This window comes from Citrobacter sp. Cf125 (assembly GCF_030333935.1).
GTDB classification, from domain to species: domain Bacteria; phylum Pseudomonadota; class Gammaproteobacteria; order Enterobacterales; family Enterobacteriaceae; genus Citrobacter; species Citrobacter freundii.
In genome coordinates this window covers 119,192-140,679 of record NZ_JAOWEY010000016.1, presented here as the reverse complement: position 1 = coordinate 140,679, position 21,488 = coordinate 119,192, and the positions used below count along the sequence as shown (strand labels likewise).

General features: G+C 52.4%; 23 protein-coding genes and 1 pseudogene. 17 read left to right on the top strand and 7 right to left on the bottom strand.

Annotated elements, in window-relative coordinates:
• Positions 1–39: 39 nt before the first annotated feature.
• Positions 40–705: a 7-cyano-7-deazaguanine/7-aminomethyl-7-deazaguanine transporter gene (locus OGV89_RS01830; RefSeq protein ID WP_003837818.1), complete on the bottom strand. Its 666-nt coding sequence runs from the start codon at positions 703–705 to the stop codon at positions 40–42.
• A 168-nt stretch (positions 706–873) separates the two neighbouring features.
• Here OGV89_RS01830 and tusA point away from each other — a divergent pair, with 168 nt between their 5' ends.
• A complete protein-coding gene (gene tusA, locus OGV89_RS01825) occupies positions 874–1,119 on the top strand; it encodes a sulfurtransferase TusA (RefSeq protein ID WP_003023404.1) in 246 nt (81 codons plus the stop codon).
• Between the two features lie 93 nt (positions 1,120–1,212).
• Here the strand turns inward: tusA and zntA are convergent, their stop codons facing one another.
• Both zntA and OGV89_RS01815 read right to left on the bottom strand, forming a co-directional pair.
• Positions 1,213–3,411: a Zn(II)/Cd(II)/Pb(II) translocating P-type ATPase ZntA gene (zntA, locus tag OGV89_RS01820; protein WP_003846167.1), complete on the bottom strand. Its 2,199-nt coding sequence runs from the start codon at positions 3,409–3,411 to the stop codon at positions 1,213–1,215.
• A 74-nt stretch (positions 3,412–3,485) separates the two neighbouring features.
• The gene (locus tag OGV89_RS01815) at positions 3,486–4,112 is read right to left on the bottom strand and encodes a lysoplasmalogenase (RefSeq protein WP_003846172.1); all 627 of its coding nucleotides are present in this window, start codon (positions 4,110–4,112) and stop codon (positions 3,486–3,488) included.
• Positions 4,113–4,253: 141 nt separating this feature from the next.
• Between OGV89_RS01815 and OGV89_RS01810 the strand changes: the two genes are divergently transcribed.
• The 4 genes from OGV89_RS01810 to OGV89_RS01795 all read left to right on the top strand — a co-directional run bounded on the left by OGV89_RS01810 (position 4,254) and on the right by OGV89_RS01795 (position 6,727).
• Positions 4,254–4,613, top strand: coding sequence for a DUF2500 domain-containing protein (locus OGV89_RS01810; protein WP_003837824.1), 360 nt, complete (start codon positions 4,254–4,256; stop codon positions 4,611–4,613).
• Between the two features lie 235 nt (positions 4,614–4,848).
• On the top strand, positions 4,849–5,328 hold the full coding sequence (locus tag OGV89_RS01805; protein ID WP_003837826.1) for an Hcp family type VI secretion system effector: 480 nt from the start codon (positions 4,849–4,851) through the stop codon (positions 5,326–5,328).
• A gap of 6 nt (positions 5,329–5,334) precedes the next feature.
• Positions 5,335–6,216, top strand: coding sequence for a hypothetical protein (locus tag OGV89_RS01800; RefSeq protein WP_232727523.1), 882 nt, complete (start codon positions 5,335–5,337; stop codon positions 6,214–6,216).
• A gap of 1 nt (position 6,217) precedes the next feature.
• Positions 6,218–6,727, top strand: coding sequence for a DUF1240 domain-containing protein (locus OGV89_RS01795; protein ID WP_003846176.1), 510 nt, complete (start codon positions 6,218–6,220; stop codon positions 6,725–6,727).
• 52 nt (positions 6,728–6,779) lie between these two features.
• Here OGV89_RS01795 and OGV89_RS01790 read toward each other — a convergent pair whose 3' ends face one another.
• Positions 6,780–7,055, bottom strand: a complete 276-nt coding sequence (locus OGV89_RS01790; RefSeq protein ID WP_003846178.1) for a DUF1145 family protein — start codon at positions 7,053–7,055, stop codon at positions 6,780–6,782.
• The gene (gene rsmD / locus OGV89_RS01785; RefSeq protein WP_003837832.1) at positions 7,045–7,641 is read right to left on the bottom strand and encodes a 16S rRNA (guanine(966)-N(2))-methyltransferase; all 597 of its coding nucleotides are present in this window, start codon (positions 7,639–7,641) and stop codon (positions 7,045–7,047) included. The genes OGV89_RS01790 and rsmD overlap by 11 nt, the downstream gene beginning before the upstream one ends.
• A 276-nt stretch (positions 7,642–7,917) precedes the next feature.
• Between rsmD and ftsY the strand changes: the two genes are divergently transcribed.
• The 5 genes from ftsY to livJ all read left to right on the top strand — a co-directional run bounded on the left by ftsY (position 7,918) and on the right by livJ (position 13,635).
• The gene (gene ftsY, locus OGV89_RS01780) at positions 7,918–9,429 is read left to right on the top strand and encodes a signal recognition particle-docking protein FtsY (RefSeq protein WP_003846179.1); all 1,512 of its coding nucleotides are present in this window, start codon (positions 7,918–7,920) and stop codon (positions 9,427–9,429) included.
• A 2-nt stretch (positions 9,430–9,431) separates the two neighbouring features.
• Entirely contained in the window at positions 9,432–10,100 is a 669-nt protein-coding gene (gene ftsE, locus OGV89_RS01775) for a cell division ATP-binding protein FtsE (RefSeq protein ID WP_003023420.1), read from the top strand.
• A complete protein-coding gene (gene ftsX, locus OGV89_RS01770) occupies positions 10,093–11,151 on the top strand; it encodes a permease-like cell division protein FtsX (protein WP_003023423.1) in 1,059 nt (352 codons plus the stop codon). The genes ftsE and ftsX overlap by 8 nt, the downstream gene beginning before the upstream one ends.
• A 255-nt stretch (positions 11,152–11,406) precedes the next feature.
• The gene (gene rpoH / locus OGV89_RS01765; RefSeq protein WP_003023425.1) at positions 11,407–12,261 is read left to right on the top strand and encodes an RNA polymerase sigma factor RpoH; all 855 of its coding nucleotides are present in this window, start codon (positions 11,407–11,409) and stop codon (positions 12,259–12,261) included.
• Positions 12,262–12,531: 270 nt separating this feature from the next.
• Complete coding sequence (livJ, locus tag OGV89_RS01760; protein ID WP_139153507.1) at positions 12,532–13,635, top strand: branched chain amino acid ABC transporter substrate-binding protein LivJ; 1,104 nt, start codon at positions 12,532–12,534, stop codon at positions 13,633–13,635.
• Positions 13,636–13,718: 83 nt separating this feature from the next.
• Here livJ and OGV89_RS22965 read toward each other — a convergent pair.
• Together OGV89_RS22965 and panM are read right to left on the bottom strand one after the other, a co-directional pair.
• Positions 13,719–13,846: pseudogene (locus OGV89_RS22965) on the bottom strand (hypothetical protein).
• Positions 13,831–14,214 (bottom strand): aspartate 1-decarboxylase autocleavage activator PanM, encoded by a 384-nt coding sequence (gene panM / locus OGV89_RS01755; protein ID WP_003846184.1) that lies wholly within the window; start codon positions 14,212–14,214, stop codon positions 13,831–13,833. The pseudogene OGV89_RS22965 and the gene panM overlap by 16 nt, the downstream one beginning before the upstream one ends.
• 423 nt (positions 14,215–14,637) lie before the next feature.
• Here panM and livK point away from each other — a divergent pair, with 423 nt between their 5' ends.
• The 7 genes from livK (at position 14,638) to ugpB (ending at position 21,451) form a co-directional block, all read left to right on the top strand.
• Positions 14,638–15,747, top strand: a complete 1,110-nt coding sequence (gene livK / locus OGV89_RS01750; RefSeq protein WP_003846185.1) for a high-affinity branched-chain amino acid ABC transporter substrate-binding protein LivK — start codon at positions 14,638–14,640, stop codon at positions 15,745–15,747.
• Between the two features lie 61 nt (positions 15,748–15,808).
• Entirely contained in the window at positions 15,809–16,735 is a 927-nt protein-coding gene (gene livH / locus OGV89_RS01745; protein ID WP_003023435.1) for a high-affinity branched-chain amino acid ABC transporter permease LivH, read from the top strand.
• The gene (gene livM, locus OGV89_RS01740) at positions 16,732–18,009 is read left to right on the top strand and encodes a branched chain amino acid ABC transporter permease LivM (protein WP_032950432.1); all 1,278 of its coding nucleotides are present in this window, start codon (positions 16,732–16,734) and stop codon (positions 18,007–18,009) included. The genes livH and livM overlap by 4 nt, the downstream gene beginning before the upstream one ends.
• The gene (livG, locus tag OGV89_RS01735; protein ID WP_003023438.1) at positions 18,006–18,773 is read left to right on the top strand and encodes a high-affinity branched-chain amino acid ABC transporter ATP-binding protein LivG; all 768 of its coding nucleotides are present in this window, start codon (positions 18,006–18,008) and stop codon (positions 18,771–18,773) included. Before livM ends, livG begins: the two co-directional genes overlap by 4 nt.
• A gap of 17 nt (positions 18,774–18,790) precedes the next feature.
• On the top strand, positions 18,791–19,504 hold the full coding sequence (livF, locus tag OGV89_RS01730) for a high-affinity branched-chain amino acid ABC transporter ATP-binding protein LivF (protein WP_003827581.1): 714 nt from the start codon (positions 18,791–18,793) through the stop codon (positions 19,502–19,504).
• A 102-nt stretch (positions 19,505–19,606) separates the two neighbouring features.
• Positions 19,607–19,888, top strand: coding sequence for a hypothetical protein (locus OGV89_RS01725; RefSeq protein ID WP_003846186.1), 282 nt, complete (start codon positions 19,607–19,609; stop codon positions 19,886–19,888).
• Positions 19,889–20,134: 246 nt separating this feature from the next.
• Entirely contained in the window at positions 20,135–21,451 is a 1,317-nt protein-coding gene (ugpB, locus tag OGV89_RS01720; protein WP_003837839.1) for a sn-glycerol-3-phosphate ABC transporter substrate-binding protein UgpB, read from the top strand.
• Positions 21,452–21,488 lie beyond the last annotated feature (37 nt).

Genomic DNA, 21,488 nt, shown 5'->3' with positions numbered 1-21,488 from the left:
CTCATTCGTCCATCTTATCACAACTCGGAAAATGAACCTTTAACTCGTCTGCAATGCAGCGATTTCGGATTTATCTGCCAGCCTTTTCAGCAACATATTCAGCAGCACACCGTACATCGGCAGGAAGAAAATAATGCTGATCAGCACCTTGAAACAGTAATCGACCAGTGCGATTTCCATCCAGTGCTCGGCCATGAAGGCATCCGGGCTACGCCAGAAAGCGATAAAGAAGAAGGCCAACGTATCGCTGATATTGCCAAATAGCGTGGACGCTGTCGGTGCCAGCCACCAACGACGGTTCTGGCGCAGGCGGTTAAAGACATGCACATCCAGAATTTGTCCCAGCGCGTAAGCCATAAAGCTGGCGGCGGCGATACGGGCAACAAACAGGTTAAAGTGCAGCAGTGCGCCAAATCCCTGCCACGATCCCATATAAAACAGGGACGAAACGACATAGGAGATCAGCAACGCGGGGATCATCACCGCAAAGATGATACGTCGAGCCAGCGGCGCGCCAAAAATACGCACGGTCAGGTCGGTCGCGAGGAAAATAAACGGAAAGCTAAACGCGCCCCATGTGGTATGGAAACCAAAAATGGAGATTGGAAGCTGCACCAGATAGTTGCTGGAGGTGATCACCAGCAGATGAAATAGCGATAGCCAGAACAACGCTTTTACGCGCTGAGTTTGTGTAAACGGAGTCATATTGTGACCTTTTTGTTGGATGGGGTGAGGGAACCCAATAAAAAACCGTCGCATGATACTGCTTTAAGAGCACATTGCAATGGTTGTTTTTCACGCAATCGTTAACCTGATTGGCTTACGCCACAACAGAGCGTAAAATAACGCCGTTTTTGTATGAATGAGACGACGATGAGCGACCTGTTTACTTCCCCCGACCATACTCTTGATGCCCAGGGACTGCGCTGCCCGGAACCGGTGATGATGGTGCGTAAAACCGTACGTGGCATGCAGGCCGGTGAAACACTGCTGATTGTCGCCGACGATCCGGCAACAACCCGCGATATTCCTGGCTTCTGTACCTTTATGGAGCATGAGCTGGTGGCCAAAGAGACCGACTCGCTGCCGTACCGCTATCTGCTGCGTAAAGGTCACTAGTTTTGTTTGCCGGATGGCGCTAACGCTTATCCGGCCTACAAAGAACGTGTAACCCGTAGGCTGGATAAGGCCACGCCGTCATCCGGCAAAAAACTATCCTTTACGTAACAACCGCAGCGCGTTAGCGGTCACCAGTACCGTTGCCCCCGTATCGGCCAGCACTGCCAGCCACAATCCGGTTATCCCGAGCAGCGTGGTGACGAGGAAAATCCCCTTCAGGCCCAGCGCAATCGCAATGTTCTGGCGAATATTGGCATGGGTGGCCCGCGCCAATTGAATCATTTGCACCAGACCGCGCAGGCGGTTGTGGGTCAGGGCGGCATCGGCGGTTTCCAGCGCGACGTCGGTCCCGCTTCCCATCGCAATGCCGATGGTAGCCGCTTTCATTGCCGGAGCGTCGTTGATACCGTCGCCAACCATCGCCAGCGGCGATTGTCGGTTGAGATGGGTAACGGCCTGCACCTTATCTTCCGGCAAGAGTCCTGCTTTAAATTCGAGACCCAGTTCACTGGCAATGGCGGCCGCCGCACGCGGGTTATCACCGGTCAGGATCACGCCTTTCACGCCAATCTGATCAAGCTCGGCGATAGCGCTGCGAGCGTCGTCGCGCAGCGTGTCCTGTAGGGCCAGCACGCCGAGTACAGTATCGTTACGCAGCACCAGCACCACCGTTTGGCCCGCGCTTTCCAGCTCGCTTATCTGCCCGGTAAAGGCATCAGCAGGCTGCTTACCGGCGGCGCAAATCAGCACGCGTTCGCCGTTGACCAGCGCTTCAATTCCAGAGCCAACCAGAGCCCGTTGCTCTCTTGCGATAGGAATAGTCAGTTCGCGTGTTTGTGCTTCCCGGACAATCGCTTGTGCCAGCGGGTGTGTCGCACCTTGCTCTACCGCTGCCGCCAGCGCCAGCAGTTCAGCTTCGCCAATACCACTCGCCGGGTGAATCGCAGTGACGCGCGGTTTACCCACGGTCAGAGTGCCGGTTTTATCAAACGCCACCTGCGTGACCCTACCCAACTGTTCCAGCGCGGCCCCGCCTTTGATTAACGCCCCACGACGCGCCGCGGCAGCAAGACCAGAGGTAATGGCTGCGGGGGTTGAAATCACCAGTGCGCAAGGACAGCCAATCAACAGCAGCGTCAGTCCTTTATAAATCCACTCCTGCCAGGATGCGGCAAACAGCAGCGGCGGTACGAGGGTGACCAGCAGCGCAACCGCCATAATGGCTGGAGTGTAAATTCGACTGAAACGGTCAATAAAGCGCTCAATGGGGGCGCGACGTTCTTCCGCTTCTTCAATCAGCTTCAGAATACGATCAATGGCGCTGGCCCCCGGTTCGGAGAGCACTTCCAGCGTAACCAGACGGTCCACGCTGGTGGCACCTGCCGGGACTTTCTCGCCGGTGGCGCGTTCAACCGGGATCGATTCGCCGGTCAGGGCGCTTTCATCAAAACTGGCAAAGCCGGAAACCAGTTTGCCGTCGGCAGGTAAACGCCCACCCGCGGCAACTTCAATAACATCGCCAGGGCGGAGGCTATTAATAGCCACCTCTTCGCGCTCGCCGTTACGCAGGCGCGTGGCGGTTTCCGGTTTGAGCGCCATCAGTGCACTGACCCCTTTACGGGCGCGGCTGGCGGCCCATCCTTCCAGGCGTTCGCCAATTAAAAACAGCAGCAGCACCATGGCGGCTTCCGCCGTCGCGCCGATAAACAGTGCGCCGATGGCGGCCACGCTCATCAATGTTTCAATGGCAAAGTAGCTGCCGGTTTTCATCAGACGCAGGGCCTGACGGGCAATGGGATACAGACCGACCAGCGTGGTGGCGATAAACGCTATCTGACCGAAGGGATGATTGAACTGCTCCAGTCCCCAGCTAATCGCCATCATGATAATCAGCGAAATCAGCGGTAGGTTTTCTTTAAAACGTGACTCGGGGGCGGCGTCCGTCGCGTGCTCATCGCGCAGGGTATAGCCTGCTTTTTGCACCGCGTTTTCAACTTGCTGGCGGATATCGGAACCGGCATCGACCACCAGTTTTTCAGTGGCGAACAGAACCTGGACCTGGTTGACGCCGCTGACCTGGCGGACCGCATTCTCTACTTTGCGGGCGCAGGCTGCACAGTCCATGCCCGCCACTTTCCAAGAATAGCGGGTACCTAGTACGGTATCGGATACGGGCGGTGTAGTGGAGCAGCTTCCTTCGCAGCAGCAGTCATCCGCCTTTTGTGGCGCAGGCGCTGGCTTGAAAGAAGAAAATTGTGGGGCCTTTTTGCCACTGGTATCAGGTGTCGACATGGCATCCTCCGGTTGATAATCATTTCGTATTAACCGGAGGATACACTCTGGAGTCGACTCCAGAGTCAAGCGTTTTAAAGATACAACGAACGAACAATCAGGAAATGTCCGGCGAAGTAGCAGGCGGCGGCAATGGCGTTATCGGCGCGAAAGCGACGACGGTAATGGCTACCCAGCCAAACAATATTGCCAATGAACAGGAGCGATGCGCCCATAAATGCCGACAGCGCCGGAGCGGTCGGGCGGAAGAACCACAGTTCGCCAGCCATCCAGACCATCATCAGCGTGATGCCAATAAAGGTACAAATAGCAATGCGCAACTCTTCCAGACGCGTCCAGATCACGGCGATCAGCAACGCCCCCAGTACCGCCAGCACCAACGGCAAAGGCCAGAAGAACGACAGCGTCATTTGGCTGGCGAAGTAAATGGTATACAGCAGATGCGACAGGAAGAATGCCCCCACGGCGTACAGCAGGCGTTGGCGCGGCAATAACGTCAGCGCATCGCCCAGCAGCGAGGCCAGCAGACCAGCCAGCACCAGATAGCTGATAGCGTTAAACATTGGCGCCTGCCAGGCCAGCAGCGCCAGCAGGAGTAACGTCAGGGGTTTAAAGACCCAGCGTTGCCAGGCGGGCCCACGATAGGAAGCATCCACGAACAACCATGCGGAAAGGCAGACAGCGATAAACGACCAAAGCATCTTAGTTCCTTGAATTCGTTATTTTTTCGTAAGCGGGGTGCTTACGGCTCTACTGTCCAGTGTAGAGGTCGACACAGCCAGATGACAACACCATAACGGGCAATGTATGCTTATTTCCGCATTTTCTGATGGGTTAATACTATGAGCAAACCACCACTTTTTTTCATTGTTATCATTATCTTAATTGTTGTCGCCGCGTCGTTTCGCTTTGTTCAGCAGCGGCGTGAAAAAGCCGATAATGATGCGGCGCCGCTGGTGCAAAAGCAGGTGGTGGTGAGTAACAAACGGGAAAAACCGCTTAACGATCGACGATCCCGTCAACAGGAAGTGAGCCCGGCGGGAACCAGCATGCGCTATGAAGCCAGCTTTAAGCCACAAAACGGCGGCCTGGAGCAGACTTTTCGTCTGGATGCTCAGCAGTACCATGCGCTAACGGTCGGGGATAAAGGCACGCTAAGTTACAAAGGTTCGCGTTTTGAGGGGTTTACGCCGGTGCAATAATGCCGATCGGCGCTGTGTTTATCGCGTCAGCGCCGACAATAAATTTAAATTAAATATATAATGCTTATGAAGTATATTTTTTATTAATTTCTCGATAATTATTTTGTAGGTTACATATTTATTGCTTACCTAAAAACATCGATTGCATCACTATTTTTCCACCCGCCTTTCACTATTCTGCTATTTCAACTTCATCGTATATATAAATATTTTAAAAATAGACTAAGGAATTTATATGGCGAATACAATGTGGCTGGCCTTAAATGGGCAGGCGCAGGGTTTGATTTCTGCTGGATGTGCTTCGGTAAGTTCAATCGGAAATAAATCACAACCTGCCCATCGTGACCAGATAATGGTAATGACAGTTAACCATGGCATGAGCCGGGTGCAAAATGTGAACCATCAATGTTTGACATTTATTAAGCCGGTAGATAAATCCTCGCCTTTGTTAGGAAAAGCCATAACAGACAATGAAATATTGAGCTGTGAATTTAGCTTCTATCGCACGAGTCCGGCGGGTTTAAACGAGTGTTATTACGTACTAAAACTTATCAATGCCAGAATATCCAGCATCCATTTGCAGGTGCCTCATACCATCGATGACAGTGCGGGTCAGCCAGAAGAAATCATTGAACTGTCTTACGAGTCTATTTCCTGGGAACATCTTATTGCTGGAACCAGCGCATACAGCCTTTGGGATGAGCGAATTTTTTAAGGAGTAATGATGGAAAGCTATTATGACTGGATAGGGAATCATCGTGAAGATATTCTTAGAGGAAATAACTGGCAGCGTAATCAGCGTATCGAGAACGAAATCAGAACGCTGAAAAATAACCTGAATAGCAATACACAACACATTATGCTGCTAACGCTTGAAGAGGCTCAGGGCGTGATTGATGATTTGCTGGGCAGTAAACCCGTCAGTTTTTCGACGAATTATGCCGGTAATATCAAAGATACGGCTGATGCGACGAAAAAACTGCTAAAGCTTTTTTCTTATCAGCAGGCCGGAAAGATTGTCTTAACCTTAAAAGGCCTTGGGATTAAAGCAACGCAATATGCTTATCAGGGAAAGCTGTATGTGAAGATTACGGGCTACCCTTCTCTGCGGCGCATTCTTAACGGCACCCGTTACCGGATAAATCATCCTAAAGTACTTGAAGTGGGCATTGGCAGCGCCGGGTTTCGAAATGGCATAATGTCAGGGGCCAGATTCTGCATCTGGTTTTCCGCATGCTGGCGGTTCATTGAGCTGGTGTTTAAATCCGAACATGACGTTGCCGCATTGCTGGGAAACGTGACGATGGATGTGGCGAAGGTGATTGTGAGTGTTTTTGTCTCCAAATTAGCGGGTAGTGCTTTTAGGTTCGCCGTACCTCTATTTATCACTAGCGGGGCCGTTCCGGTCTGGGGAGAAATCGTCTATGTCGTTGTATTAGGTTTTATTATTGCCTGGTCTCTGAATGAAGTGGACAAAAAATATGAGTTATCAGACAAACTGATAGCGTGTATTCGTGAGGGGATGAAAGAGCAGCAAAAAATTGAAGAGTGGAACTCTCGACACTCGAGATATAGAGGTTCACTTTACGGCGGAATTTATTGATATGAGTTTTAATATTAATCTGGAGAATATTAAGAAAAGATGCAAGTTGTTTCTTTGTTTGTTCTTTTTTGGGGGGGTGACCTGGTTGGGGTATATTGCCAGCGTACCGGATCTCACCGATCTCATTGAATCCAGAAGCATCGTCTACTTTTTCTGGGGGGCATTTTGCATATTATTCATGTTTCCGGTGACGGGTTGCTTTACTTTAGGCATTGCCTACCTGGCCTTTGCGAAAAGCATGCGGCCGCCCAAATTTTTCGACAGGACATTTACCATTGTTTTCCACGTCGCAGGGGTAGGATTTGTTGTTGGAAATATCCTCTCTTTTATTGTTATTTTTTATCCCCTTGGTACTAACTATGTTTTATGCGAGCGTCCGGGCCCGACGTCTGGCACCTATTACACCCGGACCGAAGAGATTTGTGAGCAGGTGAAACACCTGCGGAAAACAAGAGCCAGCAGAGATATTCCAAAACTGAAAGATCAGCTGGACGGCGTATCACCACCGTGATGGTGTTTTACAGGCCCGGCTCGCAACGTGCCGCCGGGCGAAAAGATCGCAGTTACTTCTTCAGTTGATCTTTAATCTTCTTCTGCCACACCAGTAACTCAAAGACGCCGAACAGAAAAATACGGATTTTCTCGCCGGTGGTCATCTGCGGGCCATCTTTGGGCATGGTGCTTTTTAGCAGCGCCAGCTGCATGCCGTGCATCAGCACCATAAATATCAGTGCGACGTTAACGAAGATGTTAAGCGGGCGTGGAAAGGGTTGGAAAATATTCAGTAGTAAAAATGCCCAGACGCACAGCATCAGCAGGCGTCCCAGGTTAATCAACATCGTGTTCTCCTCGTGCTTCACGTTGGTACAGGCGATAGGCGACCTGTCCGGCAACTTTCTCACGGTATAGCGACCAGTTCACCGGAACCGGCGGCAAACCGTTTTCTACTTCGCTTTCAACGTAAATATACGCTTCATTTGCCAGCCAGCCATGAGTTTCCAGAAGTGTTAATGTTTCTTCCAGTAACCCTTTGCGAAACGGCGGATCCACAAATACCACGTTATGCGGCGTACCCGTCTGAGCCAAAAATGTCAGCGTATTGGTATTGACGACGCGGGCATGGGAGGCTTTCAGCGTGGCGAGATTCTTTTGTAGCTGCTGAGATACCGCGCGATCCATCTCCAGAAGCGTCGCATTTGCCGCATAGCGAGAGAGGGCTTCCAGCCCCAGCGCGCCGCTGCCGGCGAAGCAGTCCAGACAGTGAGCATCGACCATTACCGGGGCCAGCCAGTTAAACAACGTTTCGCGCACACGGTCGGTGGTCGGACGCAGGCCGGGGCTGTCCGGAACCGGGAGTTTACGGCCACGCCATTGCCCGCCAATAATGCGGATCTGGCCGCTACCAGAGTGATTCGGTTTTTTCATTTCTATTATTGCTCAATCCGCCTATAGCATGTCATTCCAGGCGGTGATGTGAGTTAAGTTAACCCGTCGCCTTTCAAGTTACCTCTTCGTTGGCTGCACTTACTCACCCGAATCACTTACTAAAAGTAAGCTCATCGGGATTCGTGCGCTTGCCGCCTTGACGTAACTCGAAATTCATTGGGTATAAGTGATAGACTATTTCATCATTTTTTTAGCTGCTATGTACATAGCGTTGACGCTGTGCCATGAAGCAACAGCGGGGGAGTGTAGTCGCAAATGGCGAAAGAGAAAAAACGTGGCTTTTTTTCCTGGCTGGGCTTTGGTCAAAAAGAGCAGGCACCGGAAAACGAGACAGAAGTAAAAAACGAAGAACAACAACCGGTTGCTGAAGAAACTACCGTCGTTGACGAACAGCCGCGCGCCGAGGAAACCCGTAGCGAGGCGGAAACGCAAGCCTTTGCTGCTGAAGTCGTTGAAGTAACTGAACAGGTTGCGGAAATTGAGAAACTGCAGCCGGAAGAAGAACCTGTCGCCGAACAAGCGCAGCCGGAAATTGAGCCGGTTGCTGAACCCGTTGCTGAAACTGTAGTGGAAACGCCAGCGGCGGTGGTTATCGAACGCGAAGAATTGCCGCTGCCGGAAGAGGTGAAAACCGAAGAAGTTTCTGCCGAAGAGTGGCAGGCCGAAGCGGAAACCGTGGAAATCGTTGAGGCGGCTGAAGAAGAAGCTGAAAACGAGCCGCAACTGACCGACGAAGAGCTGGAAGCCCAGGCGCTGGCCGCTGAGGCTGCTGAAGAAGCGGTTATGGTGGCGCCGGTAGAAGAACCGGTAGAAGAAGAGGTAGTCCAGGAGCAGGAAAAACCAACCAAAGAAGGTTTCTTTGCGCGACTGAAACGCAGCCTGCTGAAAACAAAAGAAAACCTCGGTTCCGGATTTATCAGTCTGTTCCGTGGTAAAAAGATCGACGATGATCTGTTTGAAGAGCTGGAAGAGCAACTGCTGATCGCCGATGTGGGCGTAGAAACGACCCGTAAGATCATTGCGAATCTGACAGAAGGTGCCAGCCGCAAGCAGCTTAAAGATGCGGAAGCGCTGTACGGCCTGCTGAAAGAAGAGATGGGCGAGATTCTGGCGAAGGTTGACGAACCGCTGAATGTTGAGGGCAAAACACCATTTGTTATCTTAATGGTTGGCGTCAACGGTGTGGGCAAAACCACCACTATTGGTAAGCTGGCGCGTCAGTTTGAGCAGCAGGGTAAATCAGTAATGCTGGCGGCGGGCGATACTTTCCGTGCGGCGGCGGTAGAACAGCTGCAGGTCTGGGGTCAGCGTAATAATATTCCGGTGATTGCTCAGCATACCGGTGCGGATTCCGCGTCCGTTATCTTTGATGCCATCCAGGCGGCGAAGGCGCGTAACGTAGACGTGCTGATCGCTGATACCGCAGGGCGTTTGCAGAATAAATCGCACCTGATGGAAGAATTGAAAAAAATCGTTCGCGTCATGAAGAAGCTGGACGAAGATGCGCCGCATGAAGTTATGCTGACTATCGACGCCAGCACCGGGCAGAATGCGATAAGCCAGGCCAAACTGTTCCATGAAGCGGTGGGCTTAACCGGTATCACTCTGACCAAGCTGGATGGTACGGCGAAGGGTGGGGTTATCTTCTCGGTTGCCGATCAGTTTGGCATCCCTATCCGCTATATCGGTGTGGGCGAACGTATCGAGGATTTACGTCCGTTTAAAGCGGACGATTTTATAGAGGCACTTTTTGCCCGAGAGGATTAACAATGATTCGCTTTGAACATGTCAGCAAGGCCTATCTCGGTGGGAGACAAGCGCTGCAGGGAGTGACCTTCCATATGCAGCCTGGCGAGATGGCGTTTCTGACCGGCCACTCCGGCGCGGGGAAAAGTACCCTGCTGAAGCTGATTTGTGGAATTGAACGGCCCAGCGCCGGGAAAATCTACTTTAGCGGGCATGACATCAGCCGTTTGAAAAACCGCGAAGTGCCGTTTCTGCGTCGTCAGATTGGCATGATTTTTCAGGATCACCACCTGCTAATGGACAGAACCGTGTTTGATAACGTGGCAATTCCGCTGATCATCGCGGGCGCCAGCGGGGACGATATTCGTCGTCGCGTGTCAGCGGCGCTGGATAAGGTCGGGCTGTTGGACAAAGCGAAAAACTTCCCGATTCAGCTCTCTGGCGGTGAACAACAGCGCGTCGGCATTGCCCGTGCGGTGGTGAATAAACCAGCGGTGCTGCTGGCGGATGAACCAACGGGGAACCTGGATGACGCGCTGTCGGAAGGGATCCTGCGCCTGTTCGAAGAGTTTAACCGCGTCGGGGTCACGGTATTAATGGCCACGCACGATATTGGCCTGATCTCCCGTCGCTCCTATCGCCAAATGGTTCTGAGCGATGGACATCTGCATGGAGGCCTGGCGCATGAATAGACGTGACGCTATTAACCAAATCAAACAGTTCGGTGGCCGACTGGATCGCTTTCGTAAATCGGGCGGTGCGCCGGGTGATGGCGGTCGCAACGCGCCTAAGCGTGCGAAGGCCACGCCAAAGCCGAACTCGCGTAAAACCAATGTCTTTAATGAGCAGGTACGTTATGCGTTCCAGGGCGCGTTACAGGACCTGAAAAGCAAGCCGCTGGCGACGTTCCTGACGGTGATGGTTATTGCCATCTCCCTGACGCTGCCAAGCGTGTGCTACATGGTTTATAAGAACGTAAACCATGCAGCAAGTCAGTATTATCCGTCCCCGCAGATCACCGTTTACCTGCAAAAAACGCTGGATGATGATGCGGCGGCGCGGGTGGTTGGTCAGTTGCAGGCCGAGCAGGGCGTGGAGAAAGTGAATTATCTTTCCCGTGACGACGCGCTGGGCGAATTCCGTAACTGGTCTGGATTTGGCGGTGCGCTGGATATGCTGGAAGAGAACCCGCTGCCGGCCGTGGCGGTGGTAATCCCGAAACTGGACTTCCAGGGTACGGAGTCGCTAAACACGCTGCGTGACCGCATCGCACAAATCAACGGTATTGATGAAGTGCGGATGGATGACAGCTGGTTCGCTCGCCTGGCGGCGCTGACGGGCCTTGTCGGACGCGTTTCTGCGATGATTGGCGTGCTGATGGTAGCGGCGGTCTTCCTCGTCATCGGTAACAGCGTGCGTCTGAGTATTTTTGCGCGTCGCGATACCATTAACGTGCAAAAACTGATTGGCGCGACAGATGGATTTATCCTGCGTCCGTTCCTCTACGGCGGGGCACTGCTCGGTTTTTCCGGTGCATTTCTTTCACTGATTTTGTCAGAAATTTTGGTGATGCGTCTGTCGTCAGCGGTGACTGAAGTGGCACAGGTATTTGGAACCAAGTTTGATATCAATGGCTTATCATTCGATGAATGCCTGTTATTGCTGCTGGTGTGCTCGATGATTGGCTGGGTGGCAGCCTGGCTTGCCACGGTTCAACATTTACGCCACTTTACCCCCGATTAAAAAATCTCTGGTATAATCTTTCCCTGCACTGAGTAGTTCGCTCTGCAGGGAAAGAGTCCCTGTGATCTCTTCCCGGCGTATTCATTGTGATGTCACATTTTGTGCGTAATCTATACACATTACGACATGGAACTTGTGGATAAAATCACTGTCTGATAAAAGATTGAATGATATTCTCGTTGCTCATAAGCTCTGGCATGGTTGTTGCTATTGGTTTTAGCCAATGCGCCAGATGAAAAGATTGAGAGGATTTGAATGACCAAAGAAATGCAAAATTTAGCTTTAGCCCCTGTTGGTAACCTGGAATCTTACATCCGGGCTGCGAACGCGTGGCCGATGTTGTCGGCTGACGAGGAGCGGGCACTGGCTGAAAAGCTGCATTACCAGGGCGATCTGGAAGCAGCTAAAACGCTGATCCTGTCTCACCTGCGCTTTGTTGTTCATGTTGCTCGTAATTATGCGGGCTATGGCCTGCCGCAGGCGGATTTGATTCAGGAAGGTAATATCGGCCTGATGAAAGCCGTGCGCCGTTTCAACCCGGAAGTGGGTGTGCGCCTGGTTTCCTTCGCTGTGCATTGGATCAAAGCTGAGATCCACGAATATGTTCTGCGTAACTGGCGTATCGTTAAAGTCGCGACCACTAAAGCGCAGCGTAAGCTGTTCTTTAACCTGCGTAAAACCAAGCAGCGTCTGGGCTGGTTTAACCAGGACGAAGTTGAAATGGTTGCTCGCGAGCTGGGTGTTTCCAGCAAAGACGTGCGCGAAATGGAATCCCGTATGGCGGCGCAGGACATGACGTTTGACATGTCTTCAGACGATGAGTCTGACAGCCAGCCGATGGCCCCGGTGCTGTATCTGCAGGATAAATCTTCTAACTTTGCCGACGGCATTGAAGAAGATAACTGGGAAGATCAGGCCGCGAACAAACTGACCCACGCAATGGAAGGTCTGGACGAGCGTAGCCAGGACATCATTCGTGCTCGTTGGCTGGACGAAGACAACAAGTCGACGTTGCAGGAACTGGCCGATCGCTACGGCGTTTCCGCTGAACGTGTTCGTCAGCTTGAAAAGAACGCCATGAAAAAATTGCGCGCGGCGATCGAAGCATAATCTTCCAGCCGACCTGGAAATGCTGATAAACCCTGGATGAAAATCCGGGGTTTTTTGTTTTTATCTCTCCTCCTCTCTCCTGACGTTTATGCTTTTTGTCATCAAGTTGTTATCTGTATGTCAAATTTAGCTATTCCAAAATAATAAAAATCGGGTATGTTTTAGCAGAGTATGCTGCTAAAGCACGGGTGGCTATCCAATAATCGAAATAAAGTGCTGAACAACAACATCACAACACACGTAATAACCACAATAATGGGGATTGTCAGGATGAATATGAAGGGTAAAGCGTTATTGGCAGGATGTATCGCCCTGTCTTTGAGCAATATGGCGTTTGCTAAGGATATTAAAGTTGCTGTCGTCGGCGCGATGTCCGGTCCGGTAGCGCAGTATGGCGATCAGGAATTTACTGGCGCAGAGCAGGCTATTGCAGATATCAATGCCAAAGGCGGTGTGAAAGGCGACAAACTGGTCATGGTGAAATATGACGATGCCTGTGACCCGAAACAAGCGGTAGCGGTAGCTAACAAAGTGGTCAACGACGGGATTAAATATGTTATCGGCCACCTGTGCTCATCTTCCACTCAGCCTGCGTCAGATATCTATGAAGACGAAGGCATTCTGATGATTACCCCAGCGGCAACGGCGCCGGAGCTGACCGCGCGCGGTTATAACCTGGTGATGCGTACCACCGGTCTGGATTCCGATCAGGGCCCGACTGCTGCCAAATATATCGTTGAAAAAGTGAAGCCGAAGCGCATTGCGATCGTTCACGACAAACAACAGTACGGTGAAGGCCTGGCGCGTTCCGTGCAGGACAACCTCAAGAAAGCCAACGCTGACGTGGTGTTCTTCGATGGGATCACCGCTGGCGAGAAAGATTTCTCTACGCTGGTGGCGCGTCTGAAGAAAGAGAATATCGATTTCGTTTACTACGGTGGTTACCACCCGGAAATGGGGCAGATTCTGCGCCAGGCACGCGCTGCGGGTCTGAAAACCCAGTTTATGGGACCAGAAGGGGTAGCGAACGTGTCGCTGTCTAACATCGCGGGTGAGTCTGCAGAAGGCTTACTGGTAACGAAACCGAAAAACTACGATCAGGTTCCGGCGAACAAACCGATTGTGGACGCGATCAAAGCCAAGAAACAGGATCCGAGCGGTGCATTCGTATGGACCACCTACGCCGCGCTGCAATCCTTGCAGGCCGGTCTGAACCAGTCTGACGACCCGGCTGAAATTGCCAAATACCTGAAAGCAAACTCAGTGGAAACCGTAATGGGGCCGCTGTCATGGGATGCGAAGGGCGATCTGAAGGGCTTCGAATTCGGCGTGTTTGACTGGCATGCAAACGGGACGGCGACCGACGCCAAATAATTTTCCTGGCGCCTTTCGCGCTGCAGACGCGTTGGCTGCGTTATTCAACCCCGGTCACTTACTTATGTAAGCTTCCGGGGACTTCATAACTTGCCGCCTTCCTGCAACGTGAAATTCTTGGAAAATTGCGAGGTGGTTTTTTATTTTTTGCTCCCAGCATGTAGGCCGGATAAGCGTCAGCGCCATCCGGCTTTTTTATCTTTTTTCCCAGCCATTTTCCTGGGCCGTAAACCCTAACGCCTGCATAAACGCGGCCATCACGCTGCGGTCTTCAACGCCGACGTCGGCCATCCACCATGAACTCACGTCAGGGTTTTCCCGGATCACTTCTTCGATCAAATACTGCCCGACGCCGCGGCGGCGGGTGATATCGCGTACGCGCAAGGAATCCAATGCGCCTTGCGTGCCGCTCAGGGTTACGCGAACTGCGCCTAACAGACGCTCGTTAAAGCGCGCGGCGTAGATCCGGTGCGTTTCATCTACGCTTAATGATGAGGCGGAATATTCCGGCCAGATTTTGCCCAGATCAATCTGGTCCTGGTCGCTAAAGTTCTCTAAACGAACGATGGTCAGCTTCATTAACAGCATGTCCAAATCACAAAAGATGGAATGAGTGTACCGAAATAATTCACCCGGATGCTTTCTCTTTTTTATGTGAATAACCAGATTAATAATTTTGTAACAACAGTAATGACAGTTTGAAACCGTAGAGATTGAAAAACAGGCAGAATAATACCCTGGAATGCAGCATTTTATTCGGCTCTTTGTACCGTTATTTTATGCTGACAAACGTGCTTTTTTTTGTTTATCTATAGTGAAAAGCAGAATATTATCTTTTCTTAATCGACTGAAAAATAGAGATTTTAGCCTGATTTTGCTTAAATGACTGCGCTAAACCATTAATGAGACTGGTAAAAATAGTGCAGTTCAAAAAAAGCACAGACTGCTTTTTAACCACATAAATACAAAATATTAATTACGTCACGAATGGGGATTCAGGTAATGAAACGGAATGCGAAAACAATCATCGCAGGGGTGATAGCACTGGCAATGTCACACGCGGTCATGGCGGAAGATATCAAGGTCGCTGTTGTCGGCGCGATGTCAGGTCCGGTCGCGCAGTGGGGTGATATGGAATTTAATGGCGCACGTCAGGCCATTAAAGATATCAATGCCAAAGGCGGGGTCAAAGGCGACAAACTGGTCGCTGTGGAATATGACGACGCCTGCGATCCGAAACAGGCCGTTGCGGTAGCGAACAAAATCGTCAATGACGGCATTCAGTACGTTATTGGACATCTGTGCTCATCTTCCACGCAGCCTGCATCAGATATCTATGAAGATGAAGGCATTCTGATGATTTCTCCGGGCGCCACAAACCCGGAACTGACCCAGCGCGGTTACGCTCACATTATGCGTACAGCGGGCCTGGACTCCTCTCAAGGGCCGACCGCCGCGAAATACATTCTGGAGAAGGTGAAGCCGCAGCGCATTGCCATCATTCACGATAAACAGCAATACGGTGAAGGCCTGGCGCGTTCAGTGCAGGACAGCCTGAAAGCGGGCAAAGCCAACATCGTTTTCTTTGACGGTATCACCGCCGGGGAAAAAGATTTTTCTGCGCTGATCGCTCGCCTGAAAAAAGAAAATATCGACTTTGTTTATTACGGCGGCTACTACCCGGAAATGGGGCAAATGCTGCGCCAGGCACGTTCCGTCGGGCTGAAAACCCAGTTTATGGGACCAGAGGGCGTCGGCAATGCGTCGCTGTCTAACATTGCTGGTGATGCCGCTGAAGGCATGCTGGTGACCATGCCAAAACGCTATGACCAGGATCCGGCGAATAAAGCTATCGTCGATGCGCTCAAAGCTGACAAGAAAGATCCAACTGGACCGTACGTGTGGATCACTTATGCAGCCGTCCAGTCATTGGCGGCAGCAATGGATCGCAGCGGTAGCAAAGAGCCGCTGGACCTGGTGAAAGATCTGAAAGCACACGGGGCTGATACCGTGATTGGGCCGCTGAAATGGGACGAAAAAGGCGATTTGAAGGGATTTGAGTTTGGTGTCTTCCAGTGGCATGCGGACGGTTCATCGACCGTTGCGAAGTAATACCTGAAGACGAGTTATCCCACCGCCCGTGTAAAATGGGCGGGTATAAAAAGGTTACCTTATGTCCGAGCAGTTCCTCTATTTCTTGCAGCAGATGTTTAACGGCGTCACGCTGGGAAGCACCTACGCGCTGATCGCCATCGGTTACACGATGGTGTACGGCATTATCGGCATGATCAACTTCGCCCATGGCGAGGTGTATATGATCGGCAGCTATGTCTCCTTTATGATCATCGCCGCGCTAATGATGATGGGCATTGATTCCAGTTGGCTACTGGTCGCGGCGGGCTTCGTCGGCGCGATTGTGATTGCCAGCGCCTACGGCTGGAGCATTGAACGCGTGGCGTATCGACCCGTGCGCAGCTCCAAGCGCCTGATCGCGCTGATTTCCGCCATCGGGATGTCCATCTTCCTGCAAAACTACGTCAGTCTGACGGAAGGTTCGCGCGATGTGGCACTGCCCAGCCTGTTTAATGGCCAGTGGACCGTTGGCAGTAGCGAAAACTTCTCTGCTTCCATCACCACCATGCAGCTGGTTATCTGGATTGTAACCTTCCTGGCGATGCTGGCGCTGACGCTGTTTATCCGTTACTCCCGTATGGGTCGCGCCTGCCGTGCCTGCGCGGAAGACCTGAAAATGGCCAGCCTGCTCGGCATCAACACCGATCGCGTGATTGCGCTGACCTTTGTGATTGGCGCGGCAATGGCGGCGGTCGCGGGCGTGCTGCTCGGTCAATTCTATGGCGTAATTAACCCGTACATCGGCTTTATGGCCGGGATGAAGGCCTTTACCGCAGCGGTGCTTGGCGGCATCGGCAGCATTCCTGGGGCGATGATCGGCGGCCTGATTCTGGGCGTCGCCGAAGCGCTCTCCTCTGCTTATCTGAGTACTGAATACAAAGACGTCGTTTCATTCGCGCTGCTGATTCTGGTGCTGCTGGTGATGCCGACCGGTATTCTGGGTCGCCCGGAGGTAGAGAAAGTATGAAACCGATGCATTTTGCAATGGCGCTGCTCTCTGCCGCCATGTTCTTTGTCCTGGCGGGCGTCTTTATGGGCGTTCAGTTAGAGCTTGACGGCACCAAACTGGTGGTGGATTCCGCGGCGGATATTCGCTGGCAGTGGGTGTTTATTGGTACTGGCGTGGTCTTCCTCTTTCAGTTGCTGCGTCCAGCTTTCCAGAAGGGCATGAAGAGCGTCTCCGGACCGAAGTTTATTCTGCCGGCGATTGACGGCTCCACCGTTAAACAGAAGCTGTTCCTGGTGGCGTTGCTGGTGATTGCCGTGGCGTGGCCGTTTATGGTCTCGCGCGGTACGGTGGATATCGCCACGCTGACGATGATTTATATCATCCTCGGCCTCGGCTTAAACGTGGTGGTGGGGCTTTCCGGCCTGCTGGTGCTGGGCTACGGCGGCTTTTATGCCATCGGCGCTTACACCTTCGCGCTGCTGAACCACTATTACGGACTCGGCTTCTGGACCTGTCTGCCGCTGGCGGGGCTGGTTTCCGCTGCTGCGGGCTTCCTGCTCGGCTTCCCGGTACTGCGCCTGCGCGGAGATTATCTGGCTATTGTGACCTTAGGCTTCGGTGAAATCGTCCGTATCCTGCTGCTCAACAACACCGAAGTGACCGGTGGCCCGAACGGTATCAGCCAGATCCCGAAACCGACCTTTTTCGGTCTGGAGTTTAGCCGTACCGCTCGTGAAGGTGGCTGGGATACCTTCAGCAACTTCTTTAACGTCAAGTACGATCCCTCTGACCGCGTCATTTTCCTCTATCTGGTGGCGCTGCTGCTGGTGGTCTTCTCGCTGTTTGTGATTAACCGTCTGCTGCGTATGCCGTTGGGCCGTGCGTGGGAAGCGCTGCGTGAAGATGAAATAGCCTGTCGCTCGCTGGGCTTAAACCCTACGCGCATCAAACTGACAGCTTTTACCATCAGCGCTGCGTTTGCCGGTTTTGCCGGTACGCTGTTTGCCGCGCGCCAGGGCTTCGTCAGCCCGGAATCCTTCACCTTTGCCGAGTCGGCCTTTGTGCTGGCGATTGTGGTATTGGGCGGAATGGGCTCACAGTTTGCGGTGATCCTCGCGGCCATCCTGCTGGTAGTGTCACGCGAGCTGATGCGTGATTTCAACGAATACAGCATGTTAATGCTGGGTGGTTTAATGGTACTGATGATGATCTGGCGTCCGCAGGGCTTGTTGCCGATGACCCGTCCACAGTTGAAGCTGAAAAACGGGGAAGCGAAAGGAGAGCAGGCATGAGTCAGCCATTATTATCCGTTAACGGCCTGATGATGCGCTTCGGCGGTCTGCTGGCGGTAAACAACGTTGAACTGGAACTGCGGCCGCAGGAAATAGTTTCGTTAATCGGGCCAAACGGCGCGGGAAAAACCACGGTCTTTAACTGTCTGACCGGTTTTTATAAGCCGACCGGCGGGACGATTAAGCTGCGCGACCAGCACCTGGAAGGACTACCGGGTCAGCAAATCGCGCGTATGGGCGTGGTGCGTACTTTCCAACACGTACGTCTGTTTCGCGAAATGACGGTGATTGAAAACCTGCTGGTGGCGCAACATCAGCAACTGAAAACCGGCGTCTTCTCCGGCCTGTTGAAAACTCCGTCGTTCCGTCGCGCGCAGAGTGAAGCGTTGGATCGTGCCGCCACCTGGCTGGAGCGTATTGGTTTGCTGGAGCACGCCAACCGTCAGGCGAGTAACCTGGCCTATGGCGATCAACGTCGTCTGGAGATTGCCCGTTGCATGGTGACCCAGCCGGAAATTCTGATGCTCGACGAACCCGCTGCGGGACTCAACCCGAAAGAGACCAAAGAGCTGGACGAGCTGATTGCTGAACTGCGTAACCATCACAACACCACCATTTTGTTGATTGAGCACGACATGAAGCTGGTGATGGGTATTTCCGATCGTATTTACGTGGTGAACCAGGGCACGCCGCTGGCGAATGGGACGCCGGAACAGATTCGTAATAACCCGGATGTTATCCGCGCCTATTTAGGTGAAGCATAATGGGGGCGAGGATTAATATGGATAAGGCGATGTTATCGTTCGACAAAGTCAACGCCCACTACGGCAAGATACAGGCGCTGCATGACGTCAGCTTGTATATCAACCAGGGTGAAATCGTTACTCTGATTGGTGCCAACGGCGCGGGAAAAACCACGCTGCTCGGCACATTGTGTGGCGACCCGCGAGCGACCAGCGGGCGAATCGTCTTTGATGGTAAAGACATTACCGACTGGCAGACGGCGAAAATCATGCGCGAAGCGGTAGCGATTGTGCCGGAAGGGCGTCGCGTGTTTTCCCGTATGACGGTGGAAGAGAACCTGGCGATGGGCGGTTTCTTTGCCGAGAAAGACCAGTTTCAGGAACGCATCAAGTGGGTGTATGACCTGTTTCCTCGCCTGCATGAGCGTCGTATTCAACGTGCGGGAACGATGTCCGGCGGTGAACAGCAGATGCTAGCGATAGGCCGTGCGCTGATGAGCCAGCCGAGGCTGCTACTGCTTGATGAACCATCGCTGGGTCTGGCGCCGATTATCATCCAGCAGATCTTTAACACCATTGAGCAACTGCGCGAGCAGGGGATGACCATCTTCCTTGTCGAACAGAACGCTAACCAGGCGCTGAAGCTCGCCGATCGCGGCTACGTGCTGGAAAACGGTCATGTGGTGCTGGAAGACACTGGCGATGCGCTACTGGCTAACGAAGCGGTGCGCAGTGCGTATCTGGGCGGTTAATCATTCTCTGAATAGACAAGGGGCCCGCTGTGGCCCCTTTTTATTGCTCTATGTTATTATTGAGAATGGTTATCAATAATAAAAAATGAACATGGAGAAAGGATGATTCGTTCAGGTACCTGCATGATGATTGGCAGTTTGTTTTTGACGCTTTCTTTAACTACCCTGGCCTCAACACCGCCAGCGTTTGACCCGCGCGATCCCGCAATCTGGGAAGATAAATCGGACAACCCGTTAGCGCAATCCGACTCGCCCTGCGAAGTGTTTACCAGCTCGGTATGCCCGGGCTGGGAAGATGATAAATCAGATATCCAACGTGAACGTGAGCGACGAGAGCAGCAGCGTTTACAGAATGAGTACGAACGACGCTGGCGCAGAGATTAATCTTTCTCCTGCAGCAACAGATAACGCCATCCTGGCCGGGTAAGGTATACCGCTACCCGGCTTTGTTGTGCACCACTCCGCATTTTCCTGTCACTACGCTTTCACCGCCTTGCCATCTGTTTGTCGCCTTACTATCTTTTTTTTGTAATAAAAAAGTTATTTTTCTGTCATTCGAGCATGTCATGTTACCCCCGCGAGCATAAAACGCGTGATATCGCGCATCCGGCACAACAAGAGAGATAACCGATGATATCGTTACGACATACAGCTTTAGGACTGGCACTTAGCCTGGCGTTTGCAGGTCAGGCACTGGCGGTCACCACCATCCCATTCTGGCACTCAATGGAAGGCGAACTGGGTAAAGAAGTTGATTCTCTGGCGCAACGTTTTAATGCCGCCAATCCCGACTACAAAATTGTTCCGCAGTACAAAGGCAACTACGAGCAGAGCCTGAGTGCAGGAATTGCCGCTTTCCGTACCGGAAACGCGCCTGCGCTGCTACAGGTTTATGAAGTGGGTACGGCAACGATGATGGCTTCGAAAGCCATTAAACCGGTCTATGAAGTATTCAAAGAGGCTGGTATTAACTTCGATGAGTCTCAGTTCGTACCGACGGTATCCGGTTATTACACCGACTCTAAAAGCGGACATTTGCTTTCTCAACCGTTTAACAGCTCCACTCCGGTGCTGTACTACAACAAAGATGCCTTTAAAAAAGCTGGTTTAGACCCTGAGCAGCCGCCGAAAACCTGGCAGGACCTGGCGGAGTACACCGCGAAGCTGAAAGCGGCAGGCATGAAGTGCGGTTACGCCAGCGGCTGGCAGGGATGGATTCAGATTGAAAACTTCAGCGCCTGGAACGGTCTGCCGGTAGCAACCAAAAACAACGGTTTTGACGGTACTGACGCAGTGCTGGAGTTCAATAAACCGGAACAGGTAAAACATATCGCTCTGCTGGAAGAGCTGAACAAAAAAGGCGATTTCAGCTACTTCGGGCGTAAGGACGAATCCACTGAGAAGTTCTATAACGGGGATTGTGCCATTACCACCGCCTCTTCCGGTTCGCTGGCTGATATACGCCATTACGCGAAATTCAACTATGGCGTCGGAATGATGCCGTACGATGCCGATGTGAAGGGCGCACCGCAGAACGCAATTATCGGTGGGGCCAGTCTTTGGGTGATGCAGGGCAAAGACAAAGCCACCTACGAAGGCGTGGCGAAGTTCCTCAACTTCCTGGCGAAGCCTGAAATTGCTGCTGAATGGCACCAGAAGACCGGCTATCTGCCGATCACCACAGCTGCCTACGACCTGACCCGTGAGCAGGGCTTCTATGATAAGAACCCTGGGGCTGATATCGCCACCCGCCAGATGCTGAACAAGCCGCCGTTGCCGTTCACCAAAGGGCTGCGTCTGGGCAACATGCCGCAGATCCGTACCATTGTGGATGAAGAGCTGGAAAGCGTCTGGACCGGGAAGAAAACCCCGCAGCAGGCGCTGGATGCCGCCGTTGAGCGTGGCAATCAGTTACTGCGCCGCTTTGAGCAATCGACCAAATCGTAATGTGAAATGCCGGGTGGCGGCTGCGCCTTACCCGGCC